The 23288-nt window shown below is 61.9% G+C and carries 25 protein-coding genes; 10 read left to right on the top strand and 15 right to left on the bottom strand.

The annotated features are described in order from the left end of the window. Nucleotides 1-81 precede the first annotated feature (81 nt). Together QZ648_RS04900 and QZ648_RS04895 are read right to left on the bottom strand one after the other, a co-directional pair. The gene (locus tag QZ648_RS04900) at nucleotides 82-282 is read right to left on the bottom strand and encodes a hypothetical protein (protein WP_169067949.1); all 201 of its coding nucleotides are present in this window, start codon (nucleotides 280-282) and stop codon (nucleotides 82-84) included. A 411-nt stretch (nucleotides 283-693) separates the two neighbouring features. Beyond that, entirely contained in the window at nucleotides 694-1158 is a 465-nt protein-coding gene (locus QZ648_RS04895) for a hypothetical protein (protein WP_169067950.1), read from the bottom strand. A gap of 421 nt (nucleotides 1159-1579) precedes the next feature. Here QZ648_RS04895 and QZ648_RS04890 point away from each other — a divergent pair, with 421 nt between their 5' ends. Both QZ648_RS04890 and QZ648_RS04885 read left to right on the top strand, forming a co-directional pair. Further along, nucleotides 1580-2701 (top strand): Na/Pi symporter, encoded by a 1122-nt coding sequence (locus tag QZ648_RS04890; protein ID WP_291996276.1) that lies wholly within the window; start codon nucleotides 1580-1582, stop codon nucleotides 2699-2701. Nucleotides 2702-2703: 2 nt separating this feature from the next. After that, nucleotides 2704-3387, top strand: a complete 684-nt coding sequence (locus tag QZ648_RS04885; RefSeq protein WP_291996275.1) for a PhoU domain-containing protein — start codon at nucleotides 2704-2706, stop codon at nucleotides 3385-3387. 49 nt (nucleotides 3388-3436) lie between these two features. On the opposite strand, the gene QZ648_RS04880 is transcribed toward QZ648_RS04885, so the two are convergent. The 13 genes from QZ648_RS04880 to QZ648_RS04820 all read right to left on the bottom strand — a co-directional run bounded on the left by QZ648_RS04880 (nucleotide 3437) and on the right by QZ648_RS04820 (nucleotide 13497). Beyond that, the gene (locus QZ648_RS04880) at nucleotides 3437-4246 is read right to left on the bottom strand and encodes an endonuclease/exonuclease/phosphatase family protein (RefSeq protein ID WP_291996274.1); all 810 of its coding nucleotides are present in this window, start codon (nucleotides 4244-4246) and stop codon (nucleotides 3437-3439) included. 147 nt (nucleotides 4247-4393) lie between these two features. Beyond that, on the bottom strand, nucleotides 4394-4783 hold the full coding sequence (locus QZ648_RS04875; protein ID WP_291996273.1) for a DUF2237 domain-containing protein: 390 nt from the start codon (nucleotides 4781-4783) through the stop codon (nucleotides 4394-4396). Continuing rightward, entirely contained in the window at nucleotides 4780-4974 is a 195-nt protein-coding gene (gene iscX, locus QZ648_RS04870) for a Fe-S cluster assembly protein IscX (RefSeq protein ID WP_291996272.1), read from the bottom strand. Before iscX ends, QZ648_RS04875 begins: the two co-directional genes overlap by 4 nt. Then, nucleotides 4971-5312 (bottom strand): ISC system 2Fe-2S type ferredoxin, encoded by a 342-nt coding sequence (fdx, locus tag QZ648_RS04865; RefSeq protein ID WP_169067953.1) that lies wholly within the window; start codon nucleotides 5310-5312, stop codon nucleotides 4971-4973. Before fdx ends, iscX begins: the two co-directional genes overlap by 4 nt. Then, complete coding sequence (gene hscA / locus QZ648_RS04860) at nucleotides 5309-7210, bottom strand: Fe-S protein assembly chaperone HscA (RefSeq protein ID WP_291996271.1); 1902 nt, start codon at nucleotides 7208-7210, stop codon at nucleotides 5309-5311. Before hscA ends, fdx begins: the two co-directional genes overlap by 4 nt. Nucleotides 7211-7347: 137 nt before the next feature. After that, nucleotides 7348-7875, bottom strand: a complete 528-nt coding sequence (gene hscB, locus QZ648_RS04855) for a Fe-S protein assembly co-chaperone HscB (RefSeq protein ID WP_291996270.1) — start codon at nucleotides 7873-7875, stop codon at nucleotides 7348-7350. Nucleotides 7876-7967: 92 nt separating this feature from the next. Next, nucleotides 7968-8291: an iron-sulfur cluster assembly protein IscA gene (gene iscA / locus QZ648_RS04850; protein ID WP_169067955.1), complete on the bottom strand. Its 324-nt coding sequence runs from the start codon at nucleotides 8289-8291 to the stop codon at nucleotides 7968-7970. A 67-nt stretch (nucleotides 8292-8358) separates the two neighbouring features. Then, nucleotides 8359-8754 carry a Fe-S cluster assembly scaffold IscU gene (iscU, locus tag QZ648_RS04845; protein WP_169067956.1) on the bottom strand — a complete coding sequence of 132 codons (396 nt, stop codon included), beginning with the start codon at nucleotides 8752-8754 and terminating at the stop codon, nucleotides 8359-8361. Between the two features lie 31 nt (nucleotides 8755-8785). Beyond that, a complete protein-coding gene (locus QZ648_RS04840; protein ID WP_291996269.1) occupies nucleotides 8786-9997 on the bottom strand; it encodes an IscS subfamily cysteine desulfurase in 1212 nt (403 codons plus the stop codon). 94 nt (nucleotides 9998-10091) lie between these two features. Next, nucleotides 10092-11249 carry a cysteine desulfurase family protein gene (locus tag QZ648_RS04835; RefSeq protein ID WP_291996268.1) on the bottom strand — a complete coding sequence of 386 codons (1158 nt, stop codon included), beginning with the start codon at nucleotides 11247-11249 and terminating at the stop codon, nucleotides 10092-10094. Nucleotides 11250-11278: 29 nt separating this feature from the next. Next, nucleotides 11279-11788 carry a Fe-S cluster assembly transcriptional regulator IscR gene (iscR, locus tag QZ648_RS04830; protein ID WP_169067959.1) on the bottom strand — a complete coding sequence of 170 codons (510 nt, stop codon included), beginning with the start codon at nucleotides 11786-11788 and terminating at the stop codon, nucleotides 11279-11281. A 79-nt stretch (nucleotides 11789-11867) separates the two neighbouring features. Next, entirely contained in the window at nucleotides 11868-12620 is a 753-nt protein-coding gene (gene cysE, locus QZ648_RS04825) for a serine O-acetyltransferase (protein ID WP_169067960.1), read from the bottom strand. Nucleotides 12621-12678: 58 nt separating this feature from the next. Continuing rightward, a complete protein-coding gene (locus QZ648_RS04820; RefSeq protein WP_169067961.1) occupies nucleotides 12679-13497 on the bottom strand; it encodes an RNA methyltransferase in 819 nt (272 codons plus the stop codon). A 63-nt stretch (nucleotides 13498-13560) separates the two neighbouring features. On the opposite strand from QZ648_RS04820, the gene QZ648_RS04815 reads away from it, so the two are divergent. The 8 genes from QZ648_RS04815 (at nucleotide 13561) to radC (ending at nucleotide 23234) form a co-directional block, all read left to right on the top strand. Continuing rightward, the gene (locus QZ648_RS04815) at nucleotides 13561-14370 is read left to right on the top strand and encodes an inositol monophosphatase family protein (protein ID WP_169067962.1); all 810 of its coding nucleotides are present in this window, start codon (nucleotides 13561-13563) and stop codon (nucleotides 14368-14370) included. Nucleotides 14371-14492: 122 nt separating this feature from the next. Then, a complete protein-coding gene (locus QZ648_RS04810) occupies nucleotides 14493-15515 on the top strand; it encodes a class I SAM-dependent DNA methyltransferase (protein WP_272873712.1) in 1023 nt (340 codons plus the stop codon). Then, nucleotides 15512-16498, top strand: a complete 987-nt coding sequence (locus tag QZ648_RS04805) for an N-6 DNA methylase (RefSeq protein ID WP_291996267.1) — start codon at nucleotides 15512-15514, stop codon at nucleotides 16496-16498. Before QZ648_RS04810 ends, QZ648_RS04805 begins: the two co-directional genes overlap by 4 nt. Continuing rightward, nucleotides 16495-17838, top strand: coding sequence for a restriction endonuclease subunit S (locus tag QZ648_RS04800; RefSeq protein ID WP_169067963.1), 1344 nt, complete (start codon nucleotides 16495-16497; stop codon nucleotides 17836-17838). Before QZ648_RS04805 ends, QZ648_RS04800 begins: the two co-directional genes overlap by 4 nt. Beyond that, nucleotides 17831-18934 carry an AAA family ATPase gene (locus tag QZ648_RS04795; RefSeq protein WP_291996266.1) on the top strand — a complete coding sequence of 368 codons (1104 nt, stop codon included), beginning with the start codon at nucleotides 17831-17833 and terminating at the stop codon, nucleotides 18932-18934. Before QZ648_RS04800 ends, QZ648_RS04795 begins: the two co-directional genes overlap by 8 nt. Nucleotides 18935-18938: 4 nt before the next feature. Continuing rightward, nucleotides 18939-19631: a DUF4276 family protein gene (locus QZ648_RS04790; protein ID WP_291996265.1), complete on the top strand. Its 693-nt coding sequence runs from the start codon at nucleotides 18939-18941 to the stop codon at nucleotides 19629-19631. A gap of 7 nt (nucleotides 19632-19638) precedes the next feature. Continuing rightward, nucleotides 19639-22575 carry a DEAD/DEAH box helicase family protein gene (locus QZ648_RS04785; RefSeq protein ID WP_291996264.1) on the top strand — a complete coding sequence of 979 codons (2937 nt, stop codon included), beginning with the start codon at nucleotides 19639-19641 and terminating at the stop codon, nucleotides 22573-22575. Next, the gene (gene radC / locus QZ648_RS04780; RefSeq protein ID WP_291996263.1) at nucleotides 22572-23234 is read left to right on the top strand and encodes a DNA repair protein RadC; all 663 of its coding nucleotides are present in this window, start codon (nucleotides 22572-22574) and stop codon (nucleotides 23232-23234) included. Before QZ648_RS04785 ends, radC begins: the two co-directional genes overlap by 4 nt. Nucleotides 23235-23288: the final 54 nt, after the last annotated feature.

Here is a 23288-nt window from a genome sequence, read left to right as displayed (position 1 = left end):
CAAGAAGCCGCTGGCTCGGTCGCGCGTTAGTCAGGAAGCCAGCAAGCCAGCAAGAAGCCGCTGGCTCGGTCGCGCGGCAGCTCAATCGACTTCCGCCGGCGTCCCCTCGTAGCTCGCGCTCAGTTGCTTTGCTGACAAGGCAAGCGGTACCTGTGTGCCGCCGAGCCGGCGGTAGAACGTACCCGTGATTCCAAAGGCGGCAAGCAAGGCGCTACCTTCGTCATCCTCCGGATCGATCTTCAATCCGCAACAGTCGCCGTCAACGATCATCATCACTTTCATTTCCAGACTCCTTTCTTGCCCGCTCCTCAGTTCGAGAAAACGGCTGCATGGTCCAGCGGTTTGACTCTTCCCCCCGGCGCCCGCTGCCTACACCAGGCCTTAGGCGATTTCTGTCAAAGAACATACTATCTAGCTTGTCTTTTTGCCCGTCTTCTGTGTTGCGACAACAGTTACATAGTTCGACTATGCGTCTGTTGTCGCGCCTTGAAGCCGACCGAAAATCCGGCGCAATCTGGTACGTTCTTTTCCGGCAATCGCCTTAATCGCCTACGGTCACCTTTCCGCCAGCGACCGCGTGTGGCAAGTATCGCCAACAACACCGCTTTAGAAGGAGGGACAAATGCACAGATGTGCTCATTTTCTTGGCGAAATCTGTTGCTTGAGGGGGAAGCGGCGCTCCGCGCCTGCCAGTCAGCTGGCGTACAAGGCCGACGACCGCGCCGAATCCGCGGGCTCGCGACGCCGAGTCACTTTCAGCCAGCTCTTGTGGGCCGCCAATAACGCCAGGCTCATTTCGACATATTCATGTGAAGAGAGCTTGTCCGCGGCGTAGCGCTCAAGGAGCCGCAACCAACGGCGGTGGATGGCACAAGGTTTTTCCTGGTGACCACCGGCCAGTGGGCAATCGGGACAGCGTCGACTCGCCAACGTGCTGATCGCCGTCTGCTTCTGCCACTGCTGGCGATAGTGCATGGCGTTGCCCTCGATCCACTCCAGGGCTCGCGCGTCGCGTTCGTCCTCGGGGAAACCCTCGACGTAGGCTTCGACAGCGCTGAGCTGGCGGTTGAAGAACTCTTCATCAGAGTAAGCTTCAGACGCGACATCGCCCAAAAACCGAGCAATCAGCGCCAGGGTTGGATCATCTACGATATACATGGAGCTTCTGGGAAGCGTTATAAGGTAAGCAATTGAGGCCACTATAACACCTTTTTTGGTGCGGTGCACAACCCCGCATCATGGCCACTAGAACTCTTCAGTTCATAGCGCGACCAGCTACTTTTCCCTCGGTACGGGCGCAATTGCTGCAACGCCACAGCTATCGCGCCGGTGCCGAGACGGTGGCGAGGCGCGCCGCCGCCATCAGCCCGCTTCGTGTCGCCGCCTTCGCCAGGCAGGTACTGCTGCGGCAGTGCGGCTGTGCCGCTCGATTGACCGCCCTGGTGCACGCCTCCTATACTCATCGGCGGTCATTGTCTGTTCCATTGCGCAACAGCGAAGCTGCGTGGCACTTTCTGCAGTCGCGGCAAAGCTTTTCTGCGGCCAACTTCCCGTCACCAAGTTTCTGCAAAGGGTACCGATGAGATCACTGCCAGCTGCCCCGCCCGCCTTCCCGAATCTCCAGCTCTCCCTGCTGCGTATCGGCGTGCCGGTATTGCTGCTGGCGATCGCCTTCTCGGCATTTGCCGTCGAGCCCGATGTCGCTGCCGAATCCCCGGACTGGGTGCAGCTGTTCCTGGGTCTTTTCGGCGGCCTGGCGCTGTTTCTCGGTGGCCTGCAGTTGTTATCGGAAGGCATGAAGAAAGCCGCTGGCCAGGCATTGAAAACGGTGCTCGCCAAGCTCACCACCAATCGCTTCACGGGTGCCCTGACCGGCGCATTTGTGACTGGCATACTCAATTCCTCGACGGTCACCACGCTGCTGGTGGTCGGCTTCATCAGTGCCGGCTTCATGACCCTGACGCAATCGGTCGGCGTGACCATGGGCGCCAACATCGGCAGCACCGTGACCGCGCAGCTACTTGCCTTCAACCTTTCCGCCTATTCCCTCGGTCCGGTCGCCATCGGCTTTTTCATGATGTTCAGCGCCAAGCGGGAAAAAGTGAAGTACTACGGCATGATGATCATGGGCCTCGGCCTGGTCTTCTACGGCATGGGCCTGATGAGCAGCGGCATGACGCCACTGCGCACCTATGAGCCCTTCCTGGTCATCCTCAAAGGACTCGAGAACCCGCTCGCGGGCATTGCCGCCGGCGCGCTGTTCACTGCCATCGTGCAGTCATCGGCGGCGACGGTGGGTATCGCCATCGCCATGGCCAGTGAAGGCTTGCTGGCACTGCCGGCCGGCATCGCACTGGCACTCGGCGCCAATATCGGCACCGCTGCGACGACGGCCTTCATGGGTATCCTGAGCAGCAAGTCCGCAGAAGCGACGCGGGCCTCGGTGGTGCACGTGGCCTTCAATGTCATCGGCACCCTGATCTGGTTGCCGGTAATCTGGCTACTGGCTGACCTGTCGGTGTGGGTTTCACCCGCCAGCCCGGAGTTACAGGGCGCCGCCAGAGCGGCGGCCGAAGTCCCACGCCAGATCGCCAATGCGAACACGCTTTTCAACGTCCTCAACACGGTGCTGTTCATCGGCTTCACCGGCTGGTTCGCCAAGATGGCCGAGCGGGCGGTACCAGACCGCGCACGGGGGTAATCGTGCAAGCCCAATACCTCGATGATGGCGCGCTGGAAGCACCATCGGTGGCGCTGCAAGCGGTGCGCCTGGAACTGGGGCGGGTTGGCGAGATCACGATCGGCATGTTGCGCGACGTCGGGCCGGCACTCAGAGATCGAGACCTTGAGCGCATCGAGGACATCGCCCGTCGCGACGACGAGGTGGATATTCTGGAGGCGGAGATCTTTCGCTATCTGGGCAGGATTCGCGTCGGCCACATGACCGAACGGGAAAGCGCCGAAATGCAGCAGTTGATGGTGGCCACTGACAATCTGGAAAATCTGGCCGACGTCATCGAAACCGATATGGTTGCCCTGGCCCGCAAGCTGGTGAACATCAAGTCCGCGACGGAAGGCGAAACCCGAACGATATTGATCGAGCTCTATGAGTCCACACTGAAGTCTGTGGGACTGGCGGTACAGGCCATTCGCGACAATGACCAGCGAGCAGCGGAATCGGTGATGATCATGAAGGACACCATCCGCGACCAGAGCGAGCGCTTGCTGGAGAGAAAAGCGACACGGCTTGTCGCCACTGATGATCCGGACTACCTCACTCTGGTGCGCATGCAGATGTCCTTCGTCGACCAGATGCGCAGGATCTACACCCTGGCGAAACGTATCGCCAAGGTCGTACTACCGCCGGGAATTGCCCAGAAAGATTGAGCCAGATCCACCTCGATCAAGCGCGAAACAGCGCGCCCCCGCAGGCTGCTCAGAGTTTCAACTCGGCAACCAGCGGCGCGTGATCCGAGCAGCGCGCCCACGCCAGGCCGTTGGGGACATGCATGTCGAGGACCTCGAAGCCGCGCACGTAGATGCGGTCCAGGGTCAGCCACGGGGCGAAGCTGGGGAAAGTGCGGGAAACGCCAGCGCCCGGGCGCTTGCCGCTGCGCCAGGTAAGCAGCCAGTTGAGCATGGTTTTGGCGGGTGAGGCAGCCCTGGCCGCGACCGCCACTTCCTCGACGCCAAGACGGGCACGCAGGAGGCCGTCGACACGCTGCTGCCAATCGTTGAAATCGCCGGCAATGATCAGCGGCGCGTCCGGTGGGACTTCGCGCTGCACCAGGTCAGCCAGAAAAGTCGCCTGGCGAAGGCGGCTGCGTTTGATCAGGCCGAGGTGCAGGCAGATCAGATGTACCGCGCTGCCCTGGCCACTGCCGACGCGCATCACGGCGTGCAGCAGGCCGCGCTTTTCGAGCACGTGGTCGGAGATGTCGTGGTTGACGAAGTCGACGATGGGGTGGCGCGAGAGAATGGCGTTGCCGTGATGCCCGTGCGGGTAAACCGCGTTCATGCCGTAGGCGCGATGCGCATAGGCGCCAAAGGAAAGATACTCGAGCTGCGTTCCCAGCGGCTGATCGGGGTGATGTGCCAGGCGCTCGTTACGGTCCTGGACTTCCTGGAGGAAGACGATGTCGGCGTCGATCGCCTGCAGTGCCTGCCGCACGTCGTGAATGCGGGGCCGACCACGAATGCCGGTGACGCCTTTGTGGATGTTGTAGGTGGCGACTCGGATATTCATGGCTGGGCACGGCAGATGCCGGTTTGCAAGGGGGTCAAGGCAGGCGCTCGAAGTAGCAATCGATGAGTGGCGGGTCGTCGAAATGAGTTCACCCGCGCGACGCCCAGAGCACGGATCATCGGCGTCCGCCGGTTCGTGCGCTGCGCTTCAGTTCAGGTCGATGGCGTGCGGCTTGAGATCGTCAAGGCTGACGACCAGCAGCGCGGCTTCGTTGGTGGCGTTGAGAACCACCTGTGGGGCCTTGCCGGCGAGCAGGGCTTGCTGCCAGCGGGCGGCACAGAGGCACCAACGATCGCCGGGCTGCAGGCCGGCAAATCCGAATTCCGGTCGCGGTGTCGACAAGTCGTTACCGCTGGCCTTGGAGAAGGCGAGAAAGTCGGCGGTGGCGACCACGCAGATGGTATGGCTGCCGAAATCTTCCTCGCTGGTGTTACAGCAGCCGTCACGAAAAAACCCGGTCATCGGATGCTCGCTGCACGCGCCGAGCAGGCCACCGAGGACGTTGCGCTGCTGCCCGCCGCTATCGTCGGGCTTCATGCCAGCTCGTCGATCCAGGCTTGCTGGATCGCCTCGAGAATTTTTTCGCCACAGTGGCGAGTATCGTCTTCGAAGCCGGGCAAAGCGACGACCCAGTTCATCAGGTCAACGAAGTTGATCTTCAGCGGATCGACCTCCGGATGGGCTTCGACGAGCTCGATGGCCAGCTCGTTGATATCGGTCCATTTCATCGCTTGCCTTCCTTGGTCATGTTGATCGAGTAGCGCGGAATCTCGATGGTCAGCGGCGTGTCATTGATCATCGCCTGACACGACAGGCGCGAATTCGGCTCCAGGCCCCAGGCCTTGTCAAGCAGGTCGTCTTCGACTTCGTCGGAAGGCTCGAGGGCGTTGAAACCTTCCCGAACAACGACGTGGCAGGTGGTACAGGCGCAGGACATTTCGCAAGCGTGCTCGACGGCGATGCCGTTTTCGAGCAGGTTCTGGCACAGCGATTCGCCTGGCCGGGCGTCGAACACGGCGCCGTCCGGGCACAGCTCGATGTGCGGCAGGACGATGATCTGGGTCATGCGGTTTCTCCCGTCTTGCTGGCCACGGAATCGCCATCAAGCTCGTTGATGTTGCGGCCAGCAAAGGCCCGCCGGATCGATTTGTCCATGCGCCGGGCGGCGAAGTCCTTGGTGTCGGCTTCGAGATCGTCCATCGCCAGCATGATCTGGCGGCGGTTGTCGGCGAGCGCTGCGCTCTCGAGCTTGGCGATGTCTTCCTCGACGCGCGCCAACTCGTCGGCCGTCAGCAGTTCGCGGTCGACGGCGAGCGCCGCGCGCACGGCTTCCAGCAGGCGCTGCGCGTCGACCTGCGATTCCTTCAACGCGCGCCGCTGCGCGTCGTCCTTGACGTGCGTCATCGAGTCCTTGAGCATGCCGGCGATTTCGTCGTCGGAAAGGCCGTACGAGGGTTTGACGATGATGCTCGCTTCGACCCCGGAAGCCTGCTCGCGAGCGCTGACCGCCAGCAGGCCATCGGCATCAACCTGGAAAGCGACGCGGATGCGCGCCGAGCCGGCGACCATCGGCGGGATGCCACGCAGCTCGAAACGCGCCAGCGAACGGCAATCGCTGACCAACTCGCGCTCGCCCTGGACGACGTGAATGGCCAGCGCCGTCTGGCCGTCGCGGAAAGTCGTAAATTCCTGCGCACGCGCGGTCGGAATCGTCGCATTGCGCGGAATGATCTTCTCGACCAGGCCGCCCATCGTTTCCAGGCCTAGCGACAGCGGAATCACATCGAGCAGCAGCCAGTCATCACCGGCCGCACGGTTACCGGCCAGGAGGTTGGCTTGCGTCGCCGCGCCAATGGCCACGACCTTGTCCGGATCGAGATTGTTGAGCGGGTCCTGCCGGAAGAATTCGCCCACCGCGCGCTGAACCTGCGGCATGCGCGTTGCACCACCGACCATCACCACGCCCTTGACGTCGCTAACCGACAGGCCGGCGTCGCGCAGCGCCTTTTTGACCGGCTGAATGGTCTTGGCAACCAGCGTCTGGCTGATCTCGGCGAAGATCCCGGTGGTCAACTGCAGCTCAACCCGCTCGCCGCTGGTCAGACGCGCGCTGATTGGCGCCACACCGTGTACGGTCAGGTATTCCTTGGCTTCGCGTGCCCGTGCCAGCAGCATGCTGGCGTCCTCGACCGAGAGCGGCTTGAGATCAGCGGCTTCGATGATCCAGCAGAAGATGCGATGATCGAAATCGTCGCCACCAAGCGCCGAGTCACCGCCGGTCGCCAGAACCTCGAAGATTCCCCGCGACAGCCTGAGAATCGAAATATCGAAAGTGCCACCGCCAAGGTCATAGACCGCATAGACACCCTCCGCGGCATTGTCCAGCCCATAGGCGATCGCCGCCGCCGTCGGCTCGTTGAGCAAGCGCAAAACCGCCAGTCCGGCGAGCTTCGCGGCGTCCTTGGTCGCCTGCCGCTGCGCCTCGTCAAAGTACGCCGGCACGGTGATCACCGCGCCCACCAGCGCGCCGCCCAGCGCCGCTTCGGCACGCAAGCGCAAAACACGCAGGATGTCTGCGGAGACTTCAACCGGACTCTTCACACCAGCGACGGTATGCAGGCGCAGCATCCCCGGACTGTCCTCGAAGACGTAAGGCATGGCCTCGCGATTGGCGATATCGGTAATGCCGCGGCCCATGAAGCGCTTCACCGAACCAATGGTGTTGCGCGGATCGAGCGCTTGCTGCGCCTGCGCCTCGTAGCCGAGCTCGCTGCTGCCATCGGGCAGATAACGGACCACCGAGGGTAGCAGGGGACGACCGAGTTCGTCGCGAAGGACGACGGCCAGACCGCTGCGTACGGTCGCCACCAGTGAATTGGTCGTCCCGAGGTCGATGCCGACCGCCAGCCGATGCTCGTGCGGCGCTGCTGACTCGCCGGGTTCCGCAATCTGTAATAGCGCCATGAAGAAATTGAGGTCCTGATACTTGTTACCGGTGTGAGAATAAGCTTTACGACGCAAGGCAAACCAAGGCGATGCGACTGCCGTGCACTTGCTGCCTGCTGTTCAGTAGCCGCTATTTACTCTTCAGTGTTCAGTGTTCACTCTTCGCAGGCGATCATCGCCTCGTCGAGTTCGACGAGCAGCTTCTCGATGAACATCAGGCGCCGGACGCGATCCGCCGCCTGTTCGAGGTCGTGAGCGTCGTCAAATAACGCCGCAAGCTCGTCATAACGTTGGGCGATGTCGTGTTGCAAGCGATGGTGGAGATGCTCGAGCTCATGGTGCTCGCCCGCCAGGCGCGCTTCGCCAACCGCCTCGCGCCATTCCATCTGTTCAATCAGAAAGTCGGTCGGCATCAAGACGTTGTTCTCGCTGCCGACGTCGTGGTCTGACAAGTGCAACAGGTATCTGGCGCGTGGTAGCGGCTTTTTGAGCGTCTGATAGGCTTCATTTACCCGTGTTGCCCACTGCAAGGAGAGGCGCCGTTCGGCGTCACCAGCGCTCGCAAAGCGGTCGGGGTGAACGCGCGACTGCATCTCCAGGTAGCGCCGGTCGAGCAGTGCCGCGTCAAGCCGGAAGCTGGCCGGCAGCTCGAACAGCGAGAAATGATCGGTGTTGAAGTCCATGCTTTTCAGTCAAGACGCCGGTCGGGACAAGCAGCGAGCAGTGGTCTACGAAGCGAAGCCATCGAGCCGCCGCCGCTCCGCGCCCTGCGGAGTCAAACGTTGAAACTCTCGCCGCAGCCGCAAGCGTCCTTGACGTTCGGGTTGTTGAACTTGAAGCCTTCGTTGAGCCCCTCGCGCGCGTAGTCCAGCTCGGTGCCGTCGAGGTAAGGCATGCTCTTCGGATCGACCAGCACCCTGACGCCATGCGATTCAAACTCGACATCGTCCGGTTGCGCACTATCGGCAAACTCGAGCTTGTAGGCCATGCCCGAGCAGCCGCTGGTGCGTACGCCAAGGCGCAAACCAATACCTTTGCCGCGCTTGACCATGAAATTGGCGACGTGGTTGGCGGCCCTTTCAGAAAGTGTCACTGCCATCAAAACCTCCTGCTGTAATTTGCATTTGCGACCTTGGTTGTGCTGGCTTCGGCCCAGTGCTGCGAACTCAAACGGCAGCCTGATCGGCGTGCTTTTTCTTGTAGTCGGCGACCGCCGCCTTGATCGCGTCCTCGGCGAGAATCGAGCAATGAATTTTGACCGGCGGCAGCGCCAGCTCTTCGGCGATCTGCGTATTCTTGATGTCCAGCGCCTGCTCAATGGTCTTGCCCTTGACCCACTCGGTGACCAGCGAAGACGATGCAATCGCCGAACCGCAGCCGTAGGTCTTGAACTTGGCGTCTTCGATGACACCGCCCTTGCCGACCTTGATCTGCAGCTTCATGACGTCGCCGCAGGCGGGCGCACCGACCATGCCGGTAGCGATACCCTCGTCGTCCTTGCCAAACGAACCAACGTTGCGTGGATTCTCGTAGTGATCCAGAACTTTTACACTGTATGCCATGATGATTCTCCTTGATGCCTGTTATGCCTTGTCAATGGGCGGCCCACTGGACCGTACTCAAATCGACGCCTTCCTGGACCATTTCCCACAGCGGCGAAAGCTCGCGTAGCCGGCTGATCTTTTCGTGCAGCAGCTTGACCGCGTAGTCGACCTCTTCCTCGGTAGTGAAGCGGCCGAGGGTGAAGCGGATCGAACTGTGCGCCAGTTCATCCTCGCGGCCGAGGGCGCGCAGCACGTACGAAGGTTCGAGCGAAGCCGAGGTGCAGGCCGATCCGGACGACACCGCCAAATCCTTGACCGCCATCAGCAACGATTCGCCTTCGACGTAGGCAAAACTGATATTCAGATTGTGCGGAACACGCTGCTCCATGTCGCCGTTGACATAAACCTCATCAATGTCCGACAGGCCTTTGTAAAGGCGGTCGCGAAGCATGCGGATACGCTCATTCTCGGCTCCCATTTCCACGCGCGCGAGGCGGAAAGCCTCACCCATGCCGACGATCTGATGCGTCGGCAGCGTACCGGAACGGAAGCCACGTTCATGACCGCCGCCATGCATCTGCGCGGTCAGGCGAATGCGCGGCTTGCGGCGCACGTAGAGCGCGCCAATGCCTTTCGGGCCGTAGGTCTTGTGGGCCGAAAAACTCATCAGATCGACTTTCAGCGTCGCCAGATCGATGACCACCTTGCCCGTCGCCTGTGCCGCATCGACGTGGAAGATGATTCCCTTTGCGCGGCAGATTTCGCCGATTTCGGCGATCGGCTGGATGACGCCGATCTCGTTATTGACCATCATCACCGACACCAGAATGGTGTCCGGGCGCAAAGCCGCCTTGAAGACTTCGAGGTCGATCAGGCCGTTGTCCTGGACGTCGAGGTAAGTAACTTCGAAACCGAGACGTTCGAGATCCCGGCAGGTGTCGAGCACGGCCTTGTGCTCGGTCTTCACCGTCACCAGGTGCTTGCCCTTGCCGGCATAGAATTGCGCTGCGCCTTTGAGCGCCAGATTGTTTGACTCGGTGGCACCCGAGGTCCAGACGATTTCCTTGGCGTCGGCGTTGACCAGCTTGGCCACTTCTTCGCGCGCTTCTTCGACCGCCGTCTCGACTTCCCAGCCGAAGGCGTGCGACCGCGAGGCCGGGTTGCCGAATTTCTCGACCAGATAAGGGATCATCTTGTCGGCGACGCGCGGATCAACTGGCGTGGTCGCCGAATAATCAAGATAGATAGGCAGTTTCAGCATTGCTCTTGCTCCGATGTGTACAGGTTGCGTGTTACGTGCGATTCTTGACTCATTGTCCTGGGCGTTGGTTCCGCCGTCCGCTGCGGTTTTCTGCTCAGACGGCCATCGCGGTCAGCTGCTGCAGCCTGAGAACGGTGGCCCGCAGCGTTACCAGAAATCCATCCATCTCGGCTGCGCTGTTGGCGGCACCCAGGCTGACCCGCAGCGCGCCACGTGCCAGTTCGGCTTCGACGCCCATCGCGCGCAGCACATGCGAGGGTTCCGGGTTGGCGCTCGAACAGGCCGAGCCGCTGGCCAAGGCGTAACCGGCGCGGTCGAGGTGGCCAACCAGTGTCTCGCCGTCGATGTCGGGAAACGCGAAATAGAGAGTGTTCGGCAAGCGCTCGGCGGCCTGGCCAAAGAGCGTCGCGCCGAGGCTGAAAAGCCCCCTCTCGAGCCTCTCGCGCAGGGCCAGCAGCCGCGGCGCCACGTCCGCCAGGCGCGCCGCTGCCAATTCACAGGCCACGCCGAAACCGACGATTGCCGCCACGTTCTCGGTACCCGAACGCAAACCACGTTCATGACCTCCGCCAGCGATCAAGGGCTCAATGTCGAGTCGCTTGTCGAGCACCAGTGCCGCCGCCCCCTTGGGACCGCCGATCTTGTGCGCCGACAGGCTGAGGGCATTGACGCCAGCGGCGTTGAGCTGGCGAAAATCGACGGCGATCTTGCCCACCGCCTGCACCGCATCGGTATGAAACCAGGCCCCTGCCGCTCCGGCCTGCGTCGCCAGCGAAGCGACGTCCTGCACCACGCCGGTCTCGTTGTTGGCCAGCATCACCGAGACGATGCGCGGTTGCTCGGCGATCACGGCCTGGAAGCTTGCAACATCGACCCGTCCGGCGGCGTCCACCGCCAGCTTGTGCAAGGTCCAGCCGCGCTTGCGGAGCTGCTCGGCGGGCCTGATCACACACGGGTGCTCGATGGCGCTGACTGCCAGCACGCCAGGTTTCAGGCACGCTGCCGCACCCTTGATCAGCAGGTTGTTGGCTTCCGAACCACCACTGGTAAACACCACCTCGCTGGCATGCGCACCGACCGCCGCGGCCACCTTGCTGCGCGCCTCATCGATCGCTCGCCGCGCCGCCCGGCCGTACTCATGACGACTCGAAGCGTTGCCGCAGAGCCCCGAGAGGTAGGGCAACATCGCCTCGACCACCACCGGATCGGTAGCGGTTGTTGCGTTGTGGTCGAGATAGACGGGAGCGAACACGGCGACGGGCGAAGCTTTCCGGTTTTCGGCTAGCTATTGACAGCGATGAGCTTGGCGCGCTGACGCTCGCCCTTCCGCCGCTCATCAGCCTTTCGTCGTTCCTGATGCATCACCGCCACCTCGCCGCTACTCTTGCCGCCCTGCTGCGCGACGAGGTCGGCCAGCGTCACGGAACTCAGATAGTCGAACATCTTGACGTTCAAAGTCGCCCACAGGTCATGGGTCATGCAGCGCTCTTCGTCATGGCAATTCTCGCGACCACCGCACTGGGTGGCATCGAGCGGCTCATCGACGGCACGAATGATGTCCGCGACGGTCATCGCGCTGGTTGGCCGCGCCAGGCAATAACCACCACCTGGACCACGCACGCTGCCCACCAACTGGTGGCGGCGCAACTTGCCGAACAACTGCTCCAGATACGACAGCGAAATTTTCTGGCGCTCGCTGATGCCAGCCAGAGACACCGGGCCGTCACCACCGCGCAGAGCCAGATCGATCATCGCCGTCACTGCAAAGCGTCCTTTCGTCGTCAGTCTCATATTTCCTCCTCCGATACTACAAGTACTAATAATTGTTGATCAAAATACTACACTATTCACTATAACGAGCAAGCACCTATTAGTCAACTATTTTACTCAGGTATTGCGGGTCGAACCGAGCCGCCGTCGCCAGGTCGCCGTTGACATGCACGCCAGCGTCTTCAAGCTTCTTGAGCAGCAATTCGAAGCGCCGATCGACTTCCGCCGCATGATCGAGCAGGCCATGAATCGCCTTGGCCAAGGGATCATCCTGATTGGCGGCCAGCGCGTAGGCCGAAAAGCCCAGTTGCCCTGCCATTTGCTCGCGCCTCTGGTCCTGCTCGTTGTCGATGATTCGCGCCGGGTTACCGACCGCGGTCGCCCCGCTCGGAACATTCTTGACGACCACCGCATTGGAGCCGACTTTCGCCGACGCGCCAACCGTAATCGGCCCGAGCACCTGCGCTCCGGCGCCGATCACCACACCGTCCTCCAGCGTCGGATGGCGCTTGCCCTTGTTCCACGAGGTGCCGCCCAGGGTGACACCATGGTAGAGCGTCACGTCGTCTCCAATCACCGCCGTTTCGCCGATGACCACCCCCATCCCGTGATCGATGAACATACGCCGGCCGATGGTCGCGCCGGGGTGGATTTCGATACCGGTGAAGAAACGTCCGAAATGCGAAACCAGGCGACCCAGCCAACGCAGACCGCGCGCCCACAGCCAGTGCGCAAGACGATGCAGGGTGATGGCATGCACGCCCGGATAGCAGGTCAGCACCTCCCAGAAAGTGCGCGCGGCGGGATCACGCTTGAAAACTGACTGGATGTCTTCGCGAAGACGGTTGAACATGAACGGAAAATCCTTGAACGATGACCGCGATTATATAATACCGGACTATTTTAGTACACTACTTCGCCGTACTTCCCAGGCTCTCACCGGGGATGGCGCGCGGCGCGTCGCCTGGCGAGGCTTTCCGTTCGACCGCATCGAGCAGGCCGCGCAGGATGTTGATCTCGTCGCGTTCAAGCTCGGCGCGCCCGAACAGACGGCGCAGCTTGGGTAGCAGCCGCCGCGGCCGCTGCGGATCGAGAAAACCGCTGCTGATCATTACCCGCTCGAGGTGCAGATAGAAGCGCTCGACGTCCTCATGCGCCGCTGGCGGCGAGGCAAAAGGGACAGCGCGGGTGACCACCGGCGGACGACCGTCGAAGGCCGCCAGGCGCAGCTCGTAGCACAGCAACTGCACTGCCGAAGCCAGGTTCAGAGAGCTGTAGTCGGGATTCGCCGGGATGAACACCGTCCGTTGGCAGCGCTGCACCTCGGCGTTCGACAAGCCAGCCGTCTCGTTGCCGAAGAGCAGCGCGACCTCGCCCTCGCCGGCCCAGCCGAGAATGTCCGTTGCCGCCTCGCGTGCCGGCAGCGCCGGCGGCCCAAGGTTGCGGTGCCGCGCCGACAGCGCGTACACCTGCACCGTCCCGGCCAGCGCCTCGTCGAGGCTGCTGCAGAGCTGCGCCTGTTCGAGAATATCGTCCGCGTCGGCAGCACGCGCCACCGCCTGCGGGTCGGGAAAGTGCTTCGGATTGACCAGTGACAGCCGCGACAAACCCATGGTCTTCATCGCGCGTGCGGCCGCGCCGATGTTGCCGGGATGACTGGTGTGCGAAAGGACGACGCGGATGTGCGCGAGCGGCGAACCGGAAGAATGCGACCCTGCGGGCCTGTTCATATTAGAATCGGGGTCCTCTACATCAATGGGGCTGCGTCAGCCACCCGTCGCGCCGTCAAAATCATGCATCCAGCTCTGAACATCATCATCAAGGCGGCGCGTCGCGCCAGCCAGATCATCAACCGTGCGGCACTGGATCTCGAACACCTGCAGATCACCACCAAGCGTCAGAGCGACTTCGTCACCGAAGTCGACAAGGCGGCCGAGGCGGCGATCATCGACATCCTGCGCGAGGCCTATCCGGAATACGGCATTTTAGCAGAAGAGTCCGGCCTGACCGCCGGCCAAGGCGGTGGCAGCGACTATCAGTGGATCATCGACCCCCTCGACGGCACGACCAATTTCATCCACGGATTTCCCCAATACGCGATCTCGATTGCCCTCGCCTACCGCGGGCAGGTCACCCAAGCGGTGGTCTATGACCCGCTGCGCAACGAGATGTTTACCGCCAGCAAGGGCGGCGGCGCCTTCCTCAACGACCGCCGCATCCGGGTCAGCAAGTGCCTGAAACTGGAAACCGCCTTGATCGGTACCGGCTTCCCCTACCGCATGTACGACCACATCGACGCCTACCTGCAAATCTTCAAGGAACTGGCGAAGAAAACGGCCGGCATGCGCCGCCCGGGTGCCGCCGCACTCGACCTGGCCTACGTCGCCTGCGGACGCTTCGACGGCTTCTGGGAGTTCGGCCTGTCGCCCTGGGACATGGCCGGCGGCACCCTGCTGATTTCGGAAGCCGGCGGCCTGGTCAGCGACCTCGCCGGCAACGAAACCTACCTGCAATCCGGCAACCTGGTTGCCGGCACGCCGAAAGTCTTCGCGCAGCTGCTGCAAGTGATCGACAGCCACCGCACGCCGGGGCTGGCGGCTTGAGGCGTGAGGCGTGAGGCGTGAGGCGTGAGGCCTGAAGCGCTCTAACGCGCGTCAGCAAAGATAGCCAGCAACTTAGGAAGCCCGCAGGCGATCACACACCCCACGAGAAGGAAGACACCCCGATGTCCCTCGCCCTGAACAAGCCCAAACTGGACAATCTCGCCACCGATATCTGGAAGTCGGCCGAGCGGCTCCGGGGCAAGTTCAAGGCCTACGAATACCAGAGCGTCATCCTGCCGATCATCGTCATCCGCCGCCTGGAATGCGTGCTGATCAAATGGCGCCGCGATACCGCGGCCGAGGTCCAAGGCCGACGCCCGGAGCTGAAAGGACGAGAACTCGATGAGCTGGTAAAGCGGCTGGAAATCGGCACCGCGCCTTTCGCCAACCACACCGAATGGACGCTGAGCCGGATCTACGACGAAGACCACACCCTTCTCGAAGCAAACTTCCGGGCGTATATCAACGGTTTCTCGGAGAACGTCGACAACATCATCGACCACTTCAATTACCGGGCAACCATCGCGCAGATGGTCAGGAACAACCGCCTGGCGCCGATCCTCAACCAGTACAAGGAGCTTGAACTCGGCCCCGACAAACTGTCGCCGCTGGAAATGGGCTACATCTACGAAGAGTTGCTGCGACGTTTTTCGGAACAGAGCGGCGAGGAAGCCGGGGAGCATTTCACGCCACGCGAAGTGATCCGGCTGATGGTCGAACTGCTCGACATCCCGATCCCCGACCACCACCTGTCGATCTATGACCCGGCCTGCGGCACCGGCGGCATGCTCTCGGTAGCCAAGGAACACCTGCTCGACCGCGCAGCAACGGCCAGGCAGAAGGCAGACGTCGAGAAGTACGTCACCGTCCATGGCCAGGAGCTGTCGTCGGCCAACTACGCCATCTGCCAGGCCGACCTGCTGATCAAGAACGACCGGCAGGCGCACGTCCATCTCGGCAACTCACTGATTCCGCACGATCCGCACAGCCGCGAGCCCGGCGACCAGTGGCCCGAAAGCCGCCACCGCTTCGACTTCATGCTCTCGAATCCGCCCTTTGGCGTCACCTGGGCGGCAAGGACGGCTACGAGAGCGAAACGCGCAAGCTCGCGAAAAACCGCTATCGCGCCGGCCTGCCGCGCGTGAACGACGGCGCACTGCTCTTTCTGCAGACCATGCTCGCCAAGCTGAAGGAAGCGGCCAAGGGCGAAAGCCGGATCGCCATCATCTTCAACGGTTCGCCGCTGTCCAATGGCGACTGCGGCTCGGGCGAAAGCGAAATCCGCCGCTGGATCCTCGAAAACGACTGGCTCGACGCGATCGTCATGCTGCCCGACCAGCTCTTCTACAACACCGGAATCTTCACCTACGTCTGGCTGCTGCGCAACGACAAGCCGGCTGCCCATCGCGGCCGCGTGATGCTCATCGATGCCCGCCAGCAGTTCGAGAAGGAACCCAAGTCCTTCGGCAACAAACGCAATCGCATCACCGACGTCCACCGCGCCTGGATCGAGACGCGCTATCGCGACGGCTGGCAGCCGGACTACCACGACGAGCAGCTCAAGATCTTCCGCTGCCAGGACTTCGCCTACCACAAGGTCAGCGTCGTCTTCTGGCAGTTCGACGAAAACGATCAGCCAGCAATACTCACCGAGCCCTACGAAAAAGCCTTCACGGCCGCGAACCTCAGGAAAGAACAGGAGTTCTACGACAGCGAGCTGATCTTTCGCGTGCGCGTCGCAACGCCCTCGCCTGGCGGAGGAAAGGGAGCTGCGAGCGAGGGCGAGGCGCTCCGCGTCCTCACGCTAACCCCCAGGGACAACGCAACGCAGAAGTTCAAGGCGCTGCTGGCCGACAAGGCGGAAGTGGTCGCCGTCGAATGGACCCACCACCACTACGTCAGGGACGACGAGTACATCCCGCACGGCGAGGACATTGCTGCCTTCCTGGACCGTGAAATCGCCAAACCCATCATCCGCTGGCAGGACAGCCCCCAGCTCGGCTACGAAATCCTGCCCAACAAGTACTTCTATCGCTATGAGCCGCCAAAACCGGCGAAGGAACTGCTCGCCGAGTTCTGGAGGCTGGAGAAGGAGGCGGAGAAGATGTTGGAGGGGTTGGCGCAATGACTAAGCTTCCTTCCGACTGGCATAGAGACCGGCTGAAAGATGTCGCGCTTGTCAACGGAGCTTCACTGCCAACTAATACGGATCCAGATTACGAGTTCGACTACCTCGAAATTTCGAACGTTGACTACCATGGGGTCATCAACCCCGACGCGATTGAGAATTTGCGCTTCGAGGACGCCCCGTCAAGAGCCAGGCGCCGTGTCTCGCGGAACTGTACCTTGATCTCGTCAGTGCGACCCAACTTGCAGGCTGTCGTCTTCTTGAGCGAGATCAGTAGCAACCTTGTGTGTTCGACAGGTTTCAATGTGGTGCAGCCGATCGAAAACAAGGTCTTGCCGAAGTTTGCCTACTACGCCCTGATATCCGAACGCGGCCGGCAGTATTTTGAAGCGACGGCCACCGGCGTCGGTTATCCGGCGATAAGCGATAAGGACTTTGGTTCGCATCGCCTCCCGCTGCCCACGCTCCCCGAGCAAGAACGCATCGCTGGATATCTCGACGCGAGTTGCGCAGCGATTGACGCGGCAATAGCCGCCAAGCGCCGCCAGATCGAAACACTCGATACCACAAGGGAAAGCCTCATCGAACACACTGTCACTCGAGGTGTGCGCGTCGACGCAGAGCTGCGTACCATCGACAACGAATGGCTCACGATGATTCCCATCCACTGGCAGGCCTGTCGGATCAAGCGCATCGTGTCCAGCGTTGATTATGGAATCTCCCAAAGCACCGAACCGGAAGGACGTTACCCGGTGCTTAAAATGGGGCATATCCAGCGCGGCGAAATCACGTTTCGCAACCTCGACTTCGTGCACACGGTTCCCGAACACCTGCTGCTCGACAAGGGTGATTTGCTCTTCAACAGAACCAACAGCCCAGACCAGGTTGGGAAAGCCGCCATTTTTCGCCGGAGCAAGGCGGACCAGGTGACTTTCGCCTCGTACCTCGTGCGACTTCGCACGAACCACCGCGCAGATGCGCGCTACCTGAACTATCTGATCAACTGCGCCGGCTTCCTGTCCTTCGCAAGAAAACTTGCCATCCCTTCGGTCCAGCAATCGAATCTCAACTCGACTCGCTACTGTCGACTCCTCGTCCCACGACCGCCGCTACCCGAGCAAATCGAAATCGCAGCTTTTCTCGATAAACGCACGGCCGAGCTGAATCGGATAGTCGCCAACGTAGAAGCGCAGATCGCCGCCCTCACCACTTACCGCAAAGCCCTGATCCACGAATGCGTCACCGGCCAGCGGCGAATTTCGGAGGCCGATCTGCGCGCAGTCACGAGCCGAACTGCTAGAGTCGACGCGGAAGCGCAGCCGGAACCGACCCATGCCTGAACTCGACACGATCACCGTCAAGGGCTTCAAGAGCATCGCCGCCATCGAGAAACTGAAGCTCGGGGCGATCAATGTCGTCATCGGGCCGAATGGATCGGGCAAGTCGAACTTCATCGGCGTTTTTTCCTTCCTGCACGCGATCCGCGAAGGGCATCTGCAGGACTACGTGGTCAAGGCGGGTGGCGCCGACAAAGTCCTGCATTTCGGATCCAAGGCGACCGAGAAGCTGGAAATTCGCGTTTCCTTCAAGGACGGCATTAACCAGTACGCAATCGCTCTTGAACCGACCGCGGCAGACCAGCTTCACCCAGCTTCCGAAACCGTCTCCCGTAGCGACAAGTGTGCTCCGGCACCGTATTCAGACGACCTCGCCTCACTCGGAATGGAAGCCGGCATCAGCGACCCGCGACTGCCACCCACGGGCTCCTACGTACGCCAGCACCTCGATCGCTGGCGGCTCTACCACTTCCACGACACCAGTTCGACTTCTCCGATGAAGAAGACGGCGGACGTCAACGACAACCGCTACCTGCGCCCGGACGGCTCGAATCTGGCCGCCTTCCTCTATTACCTGCGCCTGAAGCACGACTCCGCGTACAGCCTGATCCGTCGCACGATTCAGCGCGTCGCGCCCTTCTTCGATGATTTCGTTCTCGAACCGCAACAGCTCAATCCTGACAAGATCCGCCTGGAGTGGCGTCACAAGGGTTCGGAAGCCTATTTCGACGCGGCATCCCTCTCCGATGGCACGCTGCGCTTCATCGCCCTGGCAACGCTGTTCCTGCAACCGGACAGCTATCGCCCGTCGCTGATCCTGGTCGACGAACCGGAGCTGGGTCTGCATCCCTACGCAATCACTCTGCTGGCCTCGCTGGTCAAGCAAGCCGCCGTCACGACGCAGGTCATTCTGTCGACCCAATCGCCGCTGCTGCTCGATCATTTCCAGCCCGAGGATGTCCTGGTCGCCAACCGCGTCGGCGGCGCAACGCAATTCACGCGGCTTGAAGCGGACCGACTGGCGAGCTGGCTGGAGGACTACAGCCTGGGCCAGCTCTGGGAAAAGAACGAGTTCGGTGGCCGCCCGGCCGGAGAATGAGCGAATGACCCGCCTGCTGATCCACGTGGAGGGCGAAACGGAAGAGAGCTTCGTCAATGAGCTTCTTGCTCCGCACCTGTACACCTGCGGCTACAGCCAGGTCAGCGCTCGCCTGCTCGGCAATGCCCGGCAGCGCGATCGGCGCGGTGGAATCCGCGGCTGGAATGGGGTGCGCAGGGATATCCTGAAGCACCTCAAGGAGGACTCCGCCTGCCTGGCGACGACGATGGTCGACTACTACGGCTTGCCGCAGAGTGGCGAGAAGGCGTGGCCAGGCCGGGCCGAGGCTGGATCTCTGCCCTTCGCACGCAAGGCGGCGACCGTACAGGACGCCTTGCTGGCCGACATCGGCAGCGAAGCTGGCGCCGCCTCGCTCGCGACGCGCTTCGTGCCGTACGTGATGATGCACGAGTTCGAGGGGCTGCTGTTCAGCGACTGCGCACACTTCGCCGAGGGTATCGGCAGGGCTGAACTGGCGCCATCTTTCCAGGCCATCCGCGACGAATTCGACACGCCGGAAGAAATCAACGACTCGCCGGTGACGGCGCCGTCGAAGCGCGTGCAAGCCCTCGTCCCCGGTTACGAAAAACCGCTGTTCGGCACCCTTGCCGCCCTGGAGATCGGGCTGAACGCGATTCGTGCGCAGTGTCCGCATTTCCGGCAATGGCTCGAACATATCGAGTCCCGGCCCGGCTGAATTGACCATGCCACGCACACGAGCGCCGGAACTGAATTTCCAGCAGCACGTCGCGGACTTCCTGGTCCGTGTGCATGGCTACGGCGTACTCGAGCAGGCGGAAATCACCGACAGCGAACACTGCATCGCCGAAGATCAGCTCTGGGCCTTCCTGCAGGCGACGCAGGCCGAGCAGCTCAGAACGCTCGCCGACGACTATTCGAGCGATGCGCGCGAAGAAGTCTTTCGCGCCCTGCGCAGGGAGCTGGAGTACACGCCGCTGTGGATGATCCTGCGCCACGGCCTGAAAGTGCGCGGGCTGGCGTTCCGCCTCTACTACCCGAAACCCCGCTCGGTCGAGAGCGCCGCAGCGGACAGACACGGCCAAAACCGCCTCACCTTTCGTCCGCACTTCTATTTTGGCGAGACGCGGCAGGAGATCGACTTCGTCGTCTTCCTCAACGGCCTGCCGATCGTCGCGCTGGAACTGAAGCACGAGAAAAACCAGACGGTACACGACGCGGTCGCCCAGTTCGCCGCGCGCGACCACGCGCAGCGCATCTTCCGGCACCCGTTCCTGTACCTGGCCGCCGATACCAGCGACGTGATGGCGGCGACCGACCCACGCCGGGTGGAAAACTTCCGCTGGCACAACAGCGGCCTGACCAATACGGCGCAAACGGCAGGCGAGTACTCGGTCGAGTTCCTCTATCGCGAGATTCTCGGCAAGGACGAGTTGCTGGAAGCGCTGTCCTTCTTTCTGGTCCGCGTACCAGAGCGGGAAGCCGAAGACGACAAGCGGCGGCAGGCGGCCTTCACCATCCTGCCGCGCTACCACCAGAGCCGCATGGTGCGCAAGCTCGCCGACAACGCGCAGGCGCTGTTTGCCGCCTCCGGAAACATCGGCCGCAAGTATCTGATCAATCACTCGGCGGGCAGCGGCAAGACGCTCTCCATCTGCTGGCTGGCCGACCGCCTGCACAGCCTGTTCAAGCCGGGCAGCAGCGAGAAGCTGGTGAACGTGGTCTTCATCCTGACCGACCGCAAGGCGCTGGATACCAACATCCGCGACGACATCGAGAAGTTCACCCATCTCAAGGATGTCGTCGGCCTGGCGCGCAAGGCCGACGACCTGCCGCGTTTCCTCAAGGAGCGCAAGGCAATCATTGTCACTACGCAGCAGAAGTTCGCCTGGGTGCTCGAACAGATCAGGAACGACCCGGCGCTCAAGAAACTGCGCGTCGCCTTCCTGATCGACGAGGCACATCGCTCGCAGGAAGGCCAGATGGGTGTCGCCATCCGTGTGCCTTTCCGGCGCGCCGACGAAGCCGACCAGGGCGACGAAGCCGCAACAGGGGAAACGCCGGACGATGACGAAAAAATCGCCAGGATCATCCGCGCGCACGATGTCAACCAGCTTTTCGTCGCCTTCAGCGCGACACCGGCTCCAGCCACGGTGACACTGTTCGGCAAGCCTTTCGACACCTACAGCGAGGCGGAGGCGATTGCTGAAGGCTACATCGTCGACGTGGCATCGAGCATCATCTCGTACAAGACGCTCTATAACCTGCATTGTCCACTCGTGCCCAAGCCTGACGACGAGCGATTGTATCCGGCGGGCGTGGTGTCGAAAGCGCTGAAGAACGTCGCTTTCCAGGACGACGGCCTGATCCAGTACAAGGCAGAAGTGATACTGCGCATCTTCGAAAAGGACGTACAGCCACTGATCGGAAATCGCGCCAAGGCGATGATCGTTGCCAGCTCGCGCGTCGCCGGCCTGCGCTATTTCCGCATCATCCAGGAGAAGCTCAGGGAGCGCGGCACCGCCTACAAGGCGCTCTACGCGTTCTCGGACTTCGTCCATCCACAGAGCAACGCAGCGATCAGCGAGCACGCGGTGAACCACCTCGACGATGGCGAGCTGATCGAGGAGCGCTTCAAGGGTGAGGACTATCGCCTGATGGTCGTCGCCAACAAGTTCCAGACCGGCTTCGACCAGCCGCTACTGGCCGGAATGTTCCTCGACAAGCCGGTCCTGGACCGCAACGCCGTACAGACCGTGTCGCGACTGAACCGCAGCCACGAAGGCAAGAACGATGTGGTGGTGGTCGATTTCACCAACAACGCCAGGGCCATCCTCGGCGCTTTCGCCAGATACCGCAAAGGCACGCCCTTCGAAACGGAGGAGCCGGACCCCGCGCAATGCACTGCCCTGCACGCCCGGCTACTCGCAGCGGGCGTCTTCTCGCAGAGCGACGCCAGCGACTTCGTCGCCCTGGCTGCGTCGGGAACGGATGCGCAACTGCAGCTCGTCGTAAACGCGCTTCGCATACGCTTCCAGACCAGGCTCACGTCCGCGGACGAGCGCAAGAACTTTGTCTACCTGCTGGCGCGGCTGGTGAAGAGCGTTCATTTCCTGACCTGTTTCTTCGCCTTGCCCGCCGCCGTACGGGAGATCGCCACCTTTGCCGAATACGTCGGACCGCAGCTGATCAAGCAGGGCAGCATTTCCGAGCTGATGCAGCAGATTCGTCGGACCGAAGTCGCCAAGGCCGCCGTTCGCTACAACGGCGAAGTGCGCAGCCGCGGCGGCGAGGTGAAACTGAGACCCGGCGGCGGCAGAAAGGGCGTCGGCCCGACGCTACGTAAAGTCTCGATCCAGCAGATGATCGCCGACATTGCGGCTGAGTTCACGATCAGCGACGAGGAGGCGCTATTCATCAGGCAGGTGACCGAGGAAAAGTCGGTCGACGCGACCATTCGCAGCACGGTGCACGCACATCGCGAGGACATGGGCTTCCTCGAAGGCGCCTACCACATCCAGGTGAACGGGGAAATTCTCATCGCCTACCGCCATCTCGAACGCTACGAGGCGCTGGCGGACGCCAGGTACACCGACACCGGAGCCATCTTCGACATCATGGCCGCAACCGTCATCGAACGTCATCTGCAGGCTGCGGCATGAACACACGCATGACCGACATCCCGGAGCATGATCGACCACGCGAGAAACTGCTGCGCAAAGGCGCTGCAGCACTCAGTGATCAGGAACTCGTCGCGGTGCTGCTCGGCAAGGGCACGGCGGCAATGGACGTCATGACGCTCGCCGGCAAGCTGGTGAGGATTGTCGACGAGAAAGGCCTGCAGCTTCGCGCCGACGATCTCACCCAGTACGGCGGCGTTGGCGACGCCAAGGCTGCGCTGATTCTCGCAGCGGTCGAATTTGCGCGCCGCCGCATCAAGCCCGAGGGCTCCCGGATTACAACGTCCGCCGACCTTCTGCCGCATGTGCGGCATTACGCCGACCGCAAGCAGGAGCATTTCCTGTGCGCCAGCATCAACGGGGCAAACGAGATCCTGAACATAAGGGTTGTTTCAATCGGTCTGATCGATCGTACGCCCGTTCATCCGCGCGAAGTCTTCGCCGACGCGCTGGTTGACCGCGCCGCGGCGATCATCGTCGCCCACAACCATCCAAGCGGCGGGCTCGAACCGTCGGCAGCCGACATCGAAGCCACCAGGCAACTCAAGGCGGCCGGTAGCATCGTCGGCGTACCGCTGCTGGACCACATCATCTTCAATCGCAGGGGTTACTTCAGTTTTCTCGAGGCCGGGCGGCTGTAAGCCGCGCAAACAGAAATCGGTCGGCAACCGCGAGCCCCGCCAGAGCGCCCCGCG

This window comes from Candidatus Accumulibacter sp. ACC012 (assembly GCF_907163155.1).
GTDB lineage: Bacteria > Pseudomonadota > Gammaproteobacteria > Burkholderiales > Rhodocyclaceae > Accumulibacter > Accumulibacter delftensis.
This window is presented reverse-complemented; position numbering and strand designations above follow the sequence as displayed.

Coding starts and splice junctions, on each gene's coding strand:
- fdx (WP_169067953.1), bottom strand. CDS start 5,312: ATGACCCAGATCATCGTCCTGCCGCACATCGAGCTGTGCCCGGACGGC.
- QZ648_RS04820 (WP_169067961.1), bottom strand. CDS start 13,497: ATGAACAGGCCCGCAGGGTCGCATTCTTCCGGTTCGCCGCTCGCGCAC.
- QZ648_RS04875 (WP_291996273.1), bottom strand. CDS start 4,783: ATGAAGCCCGACGATAGCGGCGGGCAGCAGCGCAACGTCCTCGGTGGC.
- QZ648_RS04795 (WP_291996266.1), top strand. CDS start 17,831: ATGCCTGAACTCGACACGATCACCGTCAAGGGCTTCAAGAGCATCGCC.
- radC (WP_291996263.1), top strand. CDS start 22,572: ATGAACACACGCATGACCGACATCCCGGAGCATGATCGACCACGCGAG.
- hscA (WP_291996271.1), bottom strand. CDS start 7,210: ATGGCGCTATTACAGATTGCGGAACCCGGCGAGTCAGCAGCGCCGCAC.
- QZ648_RS04815 (WP_169067962.1), top strand. CDS start 13,561: ATGCATCCAGCTCTGAACATCATCATCAAGGCGGCGCGTCGCGCCAGC.
- iscR (WP_169067959.1), bottom strand. CDS start 11,788: ATGAGACTGACGACGAAAGGACGCTTTGCAGTGACGGCGATGATCGAT.
- iscA (WP_169067955.1), bottom strand. CDS start 8,291: ATGGCAGTGACACTTTCTGAAAGGGCCGCCAACCACGTCGCCAATTTC.
- QZ648_RS04890 (WP_291996276.1), top strand. CDS start 1,580: ATGAGATCACTGCCAGCTGCCCCGCCCGCCTTCCCGAATCTCCAGCTC.
- cysE (WP_169067960.1), bottom strand. CDS start 12,620: ATGTTCAACCGTCTTCGCGAAGACATCCAGTCAGTTTTCAAGCGTGAT.
- QZ648_RS04900 (WP_169067949.1), bottom strand. CDS start 282: ATGAAAGTGATGATGATCGTTGACGGCGACTGTTGCGGATTGAAGATC.
- QZ648_RS04785 (WP_291996264.1), top strand. CDS start 19,639: ATGCCACGCACACGAGCGCCGGAACTGAATTTCCAGCAGCACGTCGCG.
- QZ648_RS04810 (WP_272873712.1), top strand. CDS start 14,493: ATGTCCCTCGCCCTGAACAAGCCCAAACTGGACAATCTCGCCACCGAT.
- QZ648_RS04895 (WP_169067950.1), bottom strand. CDS start 1,158: ATGTATATCGTAGATGATCCAACCCTGGCGCTGATTGCTCGGTTTTTG.
- hscB (WP_291996270.1), bottom strand. CDS start 7,875: ATGGACTTCAACACCGATCATTTCTCGCTGTTCGAGCTGCCGGCCAGC.
- QZ648_RS04790 (WP_291996265.1), top strand. CDS start 18,939: ATGACCCGCCTGCTGATCCACGTGGAGGGCGAAACGGAAGAGAGCTTC.
- iscU (WP_169067956.1), bottom strand. CDS start 8,754: ATGGCATACAGTGTAAAAGTTCTGGATCACTACGAGAATCCACGCAAC.
- QZ648_RS04880 (WP_291996274.1), bottom strand. CDS start 4,246: ATGAATATCCGAGTCGCCACCTACAACATCCACAAAGGCGTCACCGGC.
- QZ648_RS04800 (WP_169067963.1), top strand. CDS start 16,495: ATGACTAAGCTTCCTTCCGACTGGCATAGAGACCGGCTGAAAGATGTC.
- QZ648_RS04840 (WP_291996269.1), bottom strand. CDS start 9,997: ATGCTGAAACTGCCTATCTATCTTGATTATTCGGCGACCACGCCAGTT.
- iscX (WP_291996272.1), bottom strand. CDS start 4,974: ATGAAATGGACCGATATCAACGAGCTGGCCATCGAGCTCGTCGAAGCC.